This is a genomic window from Actinospica durhamensis (assembly GCF_018139695.1).
Taxonomy (GTDB): domain Bacteria; phylum Actinomycetota; class Actinomycetes; order Streptomycetales; family Catenulisporaceae; genus Actinospica; species Actinospica durhamensis.
On the sequence record NZ_JAGSOG010000560.1, the window covers coordinates 1 to 1,584 of the forward strand.

General features: G+C 68.6%; 1 protein-coding gene. It reads right to left on the reverse strand.

The window, feature by feature from the left end:
- Positions 1–149 precede the first annotated feature (149 nt).
- Entirely contained in the window at positions 150–1,532 is a 1,383-nt protein-coding gene (locus KDL01_RS41005) for an IS1380 family transposase (RefSeq protein ID WP_212534124.1), read from the reverse strand.
- Between the last annotated feature and the right edge of the window lie 52 nt (positions 1,533–1,584).

Genomic DNA, 1,584 nt, shown 5'->3' on the forward strand with positions numbered 1-1,584 from the left:
CCTCGATCCACCGAGCCAGTTTTAAAAGTCTGATTCTGCGGCTGCGATCGGTCCTACCTGTTACGCGGGCAGGACCGATCGCCGGGTGGCCGTCCGGGCGGGGTCTTCCGGGGTTCTCGAGTCGTGGCGGATGTGGCGGGGGTCGTGGGTCAGGTCAGGATCGGGCGGTGGCCGGTTCTCGTCCACAAGGTGAGGAATCCCGGGAACCAGGGCCAGTTCTCGGGCAGGTGTAGGCGGATGCGGCGGGCGCTGGTGGCGATCCGCGCAGGAATGTTGACCAGGTTGCGGCGGATGGTTGCTCCGGTTGCCTTCGCGTGGAACCGGTCGGCGAGCGTCCCGGCGGCGCGGGTGAGGTTGTGGGAGATCGCGGCGAGGGTCAGCCACGCGGCGTTGGCCTGGAAGCGCCCGGAGGGCAGGTGGCCGAGCGGGCCGTCTTCGAGGTCGGAGAAGACCTGCTCGATGACCGCGTGTTTCCTGTGGTTCGGCTCGGCCTGGGTGATGGTCAGCGGGCTGTCGGTCAAGAATGCGTGGTGGCGGTGGGCGGCGAAGAGCTCGCCCTGTCCTTCGGGGACGGTGGCCGGGTTCAGGCGTTTGACGCGGCGCACGATGAGCCTTGCTGTGACCTGCAGGTCCTTGGCCTTGGAGACGAAGGCGGTGTAGCGGATCTCGGCGATCTCGGCCTCGGAGACCCAGCGGTGCTCGTCTTCGTCCCAGACCGCGTCGCGGTACTTGATCGGAGTCCAGGCGGCTTCGGGGATCCGGGACACGGCAGCGCGGATGCGCGCGGTGTTCCCGACAGTGATCGAGAACAGCGCCCCGGCGGCGCGCACGGCCTTGACGAGTTTGGCGGAGAAGAACGCGGAGTCCGCGCGCACCACGATCGTCGCGGTGACCCCGGCCTCGCGCACCGCGCGGATCGCCTCGGCGACGAGCGAGGCCGCGCCCTTGCCGGAGCCCGCGCTGCCCCTGCGCAGCCGGGTTGCCACGATCACGGGGCGCGAGGACGCGGTGGAGGCGGTGACGATCTGGAAGTGCAGGCCGCGCACCTTGGTGTATCCGAACGACGCTCCTTGCTTGGCCGGGCCGTAGACCCGCTTGACCTTCGAGTCGATGTCCAGGTAGACGATCGGCTCACCGGGCGGGATCAGCCCGGCGTGTCCGATGAGGTTCGCGGTGAACCGGCGGGCGGCGGCCTGTAACTGGCGCACGTGCCCGTGGGTGAAGGAACGCAGGAAGCTGCCGAGCGTGGAGGGCGCGTAGATCCCGGCGAAGCACCGGTTGAGCCCGCCGGAGCGCAGCACGTCCATGTCGTCGATGCTGTCTGCACCCGCGCACATGCCCGCGATCAGGCTCATCGCCTTGCCCGCCGGGTTCGCTCCCGCCGAAACACCCAGATCGACGTGCCGGCGTATCAGCGTCGCGAGCTCGCACCGCTCGGCCAGACGCACCAGCGGCACCAGGCCGGCCGAGGCGATGAGGTTCGGATCCGAGAACGAGGCCGAGACGTGCCCGGCGGCATGAGAAGATTGCATCCGCGAGATGCCCTTCTGAACTGGTCGAACAAGGTCCTAGACAAACCTCATT